We start from the raw sequence: 6,381 nt of genomic DNA, 5'->3' as shown, positions 1-6,381 counted from the left end.
CGGCCGGGGTGGCCGCCGGGGTGCCCTTGACGATCTCGATGCCGGCCTCGTACTTGCCGAGGGCGTCCACGTCGTTGTCGTAGACGCGGAGCACGACGAGGTCGATGCGGTCGTTGAGCGGGTCGCCGTCGGCGAAGGTGAGGGGGATGTCCTCGTCGAGGGCGACCGGGTAGGCGCCGTCGGCGACGGCGCCGCCCTGGATGACGGCCTTGCCGGCGTAGACGGTGGCCGTCATCGGGCCGGTGGAGCTCATCCACAGGCCGCCGACCCGGTACTTGCCGTCGTACGTGCCGGGCAGGATGCCGGACCGGACGCCGAGCGGGTTGACGGGGGTGGTGGCGCCGATGTTGGTGATGCGGGTGTTCTGGCGGGTCTGCCCGGTGGGCGTCAGCCATCCGGTGCGTACGGGCATGGGTGGACTCCTGTCGGTGGGGCGGCGGGCGGGGGGTGACCGGTCAGTACTGCGGGTCGACCCGGATGAAGGCGTTGTCGTACCAGGCCTGGGCGCCCACGGTGTTGGCCACGATCCGGTAGTGGAGGGTGAAGGTGTACGTGAGGCCCGGGGTGAGGCCCGACAGGCGCCGGTTCATCGACTGCGTGGTGGAGGTGTCGCTGGCGACGATCACCGCGTACTCGTCGTCCGGCTCCTGGACGACGGTGGTGCCCTGGGTCAGCCGGAGCGCGAGGTAGCTGTACAGGTCCTTGCTGCCCCGCATCCGGGCGCCGTACTGGACGATCACGGCCTTCGACGACGGGGCGACGAAGCTCACCTGGATGGGGCCCTGGAGCGTGTCGAGCAGGGTGCTGGTGTACGTGGACGAGGTGGTGTAGCCCGCGTCCGTGAGGTCCTTGTAGTACGGGCCGGGGAACGCCGCCCGCCAGGCGCCGCCGTCGTAGCGCTGGAGCTCGCCGTTGGTGCCGTCCCGGTACTGGCCGGTGTAGCTGCCCTGGAGCGTGGACGCGGAGGACGGGACGATGCCCCCGACGGCCTCCGGGTAGGCGACCCACTTGCCGCCGTCCCAGCGCTGGAACTGGTTGTTGGCGGTGTCCTGGTACTGGCCGGGGTGGGTGCCCGGCAGGACCGGGCCCTCGACCGGGAGGATGCCGCCAAGGGCCACGACCGGGGTGCGCAGGTCCTTCAGGGCGGTGCTCCACGGGATGCCGCCGTTGCCCGCGCTGGCGCCGGCCGGGACCGTCACCTCGTAGATCGGGAGGCTGCGCGGCGGGGCCACCGGCGCCTTGGGGGCCTGGCCCGGCACGCCCTGGATGATCTCGATCTTCGCCTCGTTGCGGGTGCTGCCGTCGTAGAGGTTGTCGTAGATCTTCAGGACGACCAGGTCGATCCGGCCGTACTGGGCGTCGCCCGCGGCGAAGGTGATCTGCTCGGCGGCCGGCAGGGCCACCGGGTAGACGCCCTGGGAGATGTCGCCCTGGATGACGGCCCGGCCCTCGGAGACGGTCGCCGTCATGGCGGAGGCCTTGTCCATCCAGAAGCCGGACAGGCGGAACTGGCCGCTGTAGGAGCCCGGCAGGATGCCGGAGCGCACCTGGACGGGGTTGACCATGGTGGTCGCGCCGACCTGGTTGAGGCGGGTGTCCTCGCGGGTCTGGCCGGTCTCGGCGACCCAGCTGCTGCGCAGGTTCATGGGGTTCTCCTGTTCGGGGTGGGGGAGAGGGGGTTCAGGACCGGATCCACTGGGCGGTGAGGGTGGTGTAGTAGCCGGAGCCGCCGAGGGTGCGGACCGGCACGGTGGCGTTGTGGTAGCCCGCGAGCTGGAGCACGTTGCCCGCGGTGAGCTTGACCAGGCCGTCGCCGCCGACGCTCGTGGTGCCCATGGACGCCGCGGCCATCCAGGTCATCCGGGAGTAGCCGACGCCGCCGACGAGGAGGCGGGCGCCGCGTATGCCGCTGGTGGAGTCGCCGTACCAGTTGATGTTGGCGCCGACCCGCCACCAGCCGGTGCGCGGGACGACGAAGCTGTCGGTGCCGTTCCAGCCGTTGAAGTCGTCGATGTCGACGTAGTTCAGGGTGATCGGCGTCCAGGCGTTCTGCGGCACGCTCTGCATCGAGGTCTGCGAGGCGCTGAAGAGGATGGTCGCCTTGCCCTCGGCGTACTGCCAGGCCGAGCCGTCCCAGCGCTGCAGGACGCCGGCGTTGTCGCGGTACTGGCCGGTGTAACCGCCGGTGGTCGCCGTGCCGCTCGGGGCGATGCCGCCGATCGCCTTCGGGTACGCGACCCAGGTGGTGCCGTCCCAGCGCTGCAACTGGCCCGAGACGTCGCGGTACTGGCCGGCGTACACGCCGTTGAAACCGCTGGTCGGCATGATGCCGCCGAGCGCCGTCATCGGGTAGTGCTTGGTGGTGACGACGCCCGGGGCGGTCCACTGGACGCCGCCGGTGCCGGCGGAGGTTCCGGCCGGCACCGAGACGGTGTAGAGCGGGAAGGCGCTGCCGGGGCCCGAGGCCGGGATCTGCGGGGTGGCCGAGGGCGTGCCCTTGATCAGCCGGATCACGGCGTCGGTGGCGCCGCCCTTGTCGTAGGTGTCGTCGAGGACGGCCAGCTCGATCATGTCGATCCGGCCGTACTGCGGGTCGCCGTCGGCGATGGTGAGCGTCTCGGGGGCGGTCACCGCGATCATGTACGCGCCCTGGGCGGTCTCGTTGCCCTGGATCACGGCCCGGCCGGTGCCGATGGTGCACTGCATCGCGGAGGCGCCGGTCAGCGCGAAGCCGCCCGGCACGATGCCGGGCCGCGAGCGCAGCGGGGGCGAGGCGGAGCTCGCGCCGCTGGGGGTGAGCAGCGCGGACAGGGCGAGCCGGGTGTCCTCGCGGGTCTGGCCGGTGGATTGGAGCCAGGCGGCCCGTACGGTCATGGGTTCACTCCTTCACGGGGCGGACGGGGGCGTCGGTCACCACTCGGCGTTGCGCCAGCGGACCGTCATCAGGGCCTCGGGGGTGGCCCCGTCGGGCCGGAACGACAGCTCCGTACGGCCCGGTTCGAGGAGGAACAGCTCCTCCGGGCTGGAGTCGGCCATCGCGGTGTGGCGGCGGGAGGCGGTGTTGTTGAGCATCACCGTGCCGTTGGCGGTGTCGACGACGAGCTCGTCGCCGGCGGCCAGGTCGATCGCGTACCGCAGCCGGCGCTTGGAGACCCGCTCGGTGACGGTCGGCATGGAGCAGGGGCCGCGGAAGACGATCACCGGGTGGGTGGCGGCGGAGCCGGTGTTCTCGGCGACGGCGTCGCCGGTGGACTTGGCCTGGCCCCAGTTGAGCGGCCAGGTCAGCGGCCAGGTCAGGCCCGACTCGGGCTGCGGCGGGGTGGTGGAGGCGCTCTGCTCGTTGACGCCGTAGCGGCGCGGGTCGGAGGCCAGCCACTGGATCGACATCTTCGTGCTGCCCTGGGTGGCGAAGCCCTGGTCCGCGGGGACCACGCGCTGGGCGATCCGGGCGCGTACGGCGAGGAGTTCGCCGTGCAGCCGGACGGTGAGCCAGCGCTCCTCGTCGAGCAGGGCGAGCGACTGGCGCAGGGCGCGGACGGCCTCCGCCGCGCCGTTGAACTCCGGCATCAGCACGATCGTGCCGCTGATCTTGCGCGGCTTGGCGTACCGGGAGCCGGGCCAGGCGCCGTGCGAGGTGGGCCGGTCGGCGTCGGAGGAGTCGTACTCGGGCAGGTCCTCCCAGCCCTGGAGACCGGACCGGTCGACGTTGAACGGCGTACCGGGGCCGATGAGGAGCCCGGCCCACTGGATCTGCCCGTCCTGGGTGATCAGCGAGCCGGGCGCGAGGTCGGCGGTGAGGTCGTTTCCGGCGTATGTGGTTGTGGTCTCGGCCATGGGGCCGTCACCTCACTTCTGAGGGGCTGTCGGGTGAAGGGCTTCGGCGGCGGGCGGCGGCTCAGCAGTGGGCGCCGACGAGGAAGAGCAGGTCCTCGGCGGTCGACCGCGGGCCGGCGCCCGGATCCTCGTGGAACTCCGCGATGCGGTGGGGCCGCCGGGGAGCCTCGGTGAGGGCCGGGACGCGCCGGTTCTCCAGGACGGTGAGCGGGTCGATGCGCGGCGCGCTGTCGGCGCCGGGGAAGACGAGACCGCCCTCGGCGAGCATCGGGATCTTGTCGATGTCGACGCCGAAGTGCTTGCCGAGGAAGTCGAAGCTCAGCTTGTCGAGCCCGTCGATGATCCAGTTGGCGAAGGCGATCAGGCCGTTGATCGGTCCCTTGACGACGCCGAGGACGGCGGTGAGGGCGCCCTTGATCAGCTCGCCCATGCCGTGCAGGGCCTTTCCGACGGCGTCCTTCGCGTGCCGGAAGAAGCCCGGGATCTTGTCGGTGATGAAGGACAGGATCGGCTTGACGGCGTCCTTGATGCCGCCGATCGTGCGCGAGGCGATGCCGCGCAGGGCGTGGGAGGCGGAGCTGACGGCGCTGCCGATCCTGGAGATGCCGCCGATGGCGGAGCCGACGATCTTCAGGGCCGTCGTGAACAGGGTGAGGTAGGCCTTGAAGTAGGTCCCGACGGCCTGGCCGATGAGCTTGACGACCGGCTGCAGGAACTTCCAGACGGACTGGAAGCCCTTCAGGGCCTGCTGCATGACCTGCTTGATGATCCTCTGGCCGGTCTCGCTGTTCACCGCGTACTCGATGAGCCAGGAGATGACCGGCATGAGGATGCCGAGGACGAAGCCGAGCGGGTTGCTGCGCATGGCGAGGTTGACGCCGGTCATGGCGACGGAGGCGATCTCCATCACCGTGCCGTAGGTGTCCATCAGCTTGGTGATGGTGTCGACGAAGGGCAGCAGCGGGAGGAGCATCTCCAGGAGCATGCCGACCGCGGGGCCGGCGAACAGGCCGGCCACGGTCCCCGCCTTGCCCGCCGCGATGCCGATGCGCCGGAATCCGTTCGCCGCCCGGGACCGCTGGATGCGGCGGACGGACCCGACGGCGCCGGACGCGTTCCTGCCGACGGCGCGTACGGAGGTGCCTGCCGTACGGAGCCCGGTGGCGAACCTGTCCAGGCCGCCGGACGCCCGCTGTGCGTCCTGCCTGAGCCGCTTCAGTCCGTCGCCCGCCTGGCCGAGGCCCCGCTTGAGCGAGGTCATCGCCGGCAGGGCGCGGCGGAACGGGTTCGGGAAGGCCGCGACGGCACTCATCCGCGCGCCTTCGCCAGGTACATCAGCGCGTCAGCCGTGGACTGCGGGTCGCTGTTGCGGGCCGCGTGGTAGTGCTCGATGTGCAGCCCGGCACCACCGCCGCCACCGCCCTGGAGCTGCGCGGACATGCGGGCGCGCCGGGCGGTCATGGCGAGCAGCCGGTCCAGCTTGGACAGCGGCAGGACGGCCTCGGCCTCGCCGGCCTCGGCGAGGATCGCCGGGACGCCGCCGTTGCGGGGCATGACGACACCACCGGTGGCGAGCATCGGGATGGTCGGGATGTGTACGCCGAAGGTCTTGCCGCCGACGATCGGGACCCAGCCGGGGACGCTGACCTTGACCCCGTTGACCGCGTTGATCATGCGGTTGATCAGGCCGATGACGGCGTTGATCGGTCCGGACACACCGCTCTTGATGCCCTCGAACGCCCGGGACGCGATGTCCTTGAGGCCGTTCCAGATGGAGGACATCTTGTCCTTGACGGCGGTGAAGGCGTTCGGGATCGCGGACTTGATCCAGTTCACCACCGGGGTGATGACGGACTTGATGCCGTTCCAGACGGTGCTGATGACCGTCTTGATCGCCTTCATGACGGTCGTGATGACCGTCTTCCAGATGTTGACGTAGGTCTTGATGACGGTGGCGACGGCCTTGACGACGGTGGAGATGGCCTTCTTGATGCCGTTCCAGACCGTCTTGATCAGGTCGCCGGCCTTCTTCATGATCGGGCCGACGGCCTTCATGACCGCGCTGATCACGGTCTTGATGCCGTCGAAGGCCTTCTTCAGGATCTTCTGCATCGTCTTCGACTGCATCGCCATCTCGACGATCTTCTCGATGAGAGGCATGAAGAGTTCGATCAGGCGGGCGAGGAAGTTGCCCTTCATGGACTTGTTGAGCTTGTCCTGGCCCTTGGACGCCTTGCCGGCGCCGGACTCGTACTTGCCGAGCTTGGTCCCGGCGGTCTCGCCGGTCTTGCCGGCCTTGGTCATGGCCTTCTCGGCGTTGTCCGAGGCGGTCTTGAGGCTCTTGAGCTGGGTGCCGGCGCCGTCGGCGCCCGTCTTGAGGCTCTTGAGCTGACCGGAGGCGCCGTTGCCGGCGTCCCCGATCTTCTTGATGTCGCCGGCGGCGCCGGATGCCTGCGTCTTGAGGTTGCGCAGGGTGTCTGCGGCCTTCTTCGAGGCGCTGAAGAGGGACATGGGTTACCTCCTTCCGAGGGGGGTGGGGATCAGGGG

General features: G+C 70.2%; 5 protein-coding genes and 1 pseudogene. All 6 read right to left on the bottom strand.

What is annotated here, in order from left to right; genetic code table 11:
- A pseudogene (locus tag CCN56_RS21330) lies at positions 1–412 on the bottom strand (hypothetical protein); the annotation flags it as partial.
- A gap of 43 nt (positions 413–455) precedes the next feature.
- A complete protein-coding gene (locus tag CCN56_RS21325; protein WP_086829091.1) occupies positions 456–1,646 on the bottom strand; it encodes a hypothetical protein in 1,191 nt (396 codons plus the stop codon).
- Positions 1,647–1,680: 34 nt separating this feature from the next.
- Positions 1,681–2,874, bottom strand: coding sequence for a hypothetical protein (locus CCN56_RS21320; RefSeq protein WP_086829089.1), 1,194 nt, complete (start codon positions 2,872–2,874; stop codon positions 1,681–1,683).
- A 36-nt stretch (positions 2,875–2,910) separates the two neighbouring features.
- Positions 2,911–3,834: a phage tail domain-containing protein gene (locus CCN56_RS21315; protein ID WP_086829087.1), complete on the bottom strand. Its 924-nt coding sequence runs from the start codon at positions 3,832–3,834 to the stop codon at positions 2,911–2,913.
- A 61-nt stretch (positions 3,835–3,895) separates the two neighbouring features.
- Positions 3,896–5,146 carry a tape-measure protein gene (locus tag CCN56_RS21310; RefSeq protein ID WP_086829085.1) on the bottom strand — a complete coding sequence of 417 codons (1,251 nt, stop codon included), beginning with the start codon at positions 5,144–5,146 and terminating at the stop codon, positions 3,896–3,898.
- Complete coding sequence (locus tag CCN56_RS21305; RefSeq protein WP_086829083.1) at positions 5,143–6,345, bottom strand: phage tail protein; 1,203 nt, start codon at positions 6,343–6,345, stop codon at positions 5,143–5,145. The genes CCN56_RS21310 and CCN56_RS21305 overlap by 4 nt, the downstream gene beginning before the upstream one ends.
- Positions 6,346–6,381: the final 36 nt, after the last annotated feature.

Origin of the sequence: Streptomyces sp. NRRL B-24572, from assembly GCF_002156145.1 — a bacterium.
GTDB classification, from domain to species: domain Bacteria; phylum Actinomycetota; class Actinomycetes; order Streptomycetales; family Streptomycetaceae; genus Streptomyces; species Streptomyces vietnamensis.
This window is presented reverse-complemented; position numbering and strand designations above follow the sequence as displayed.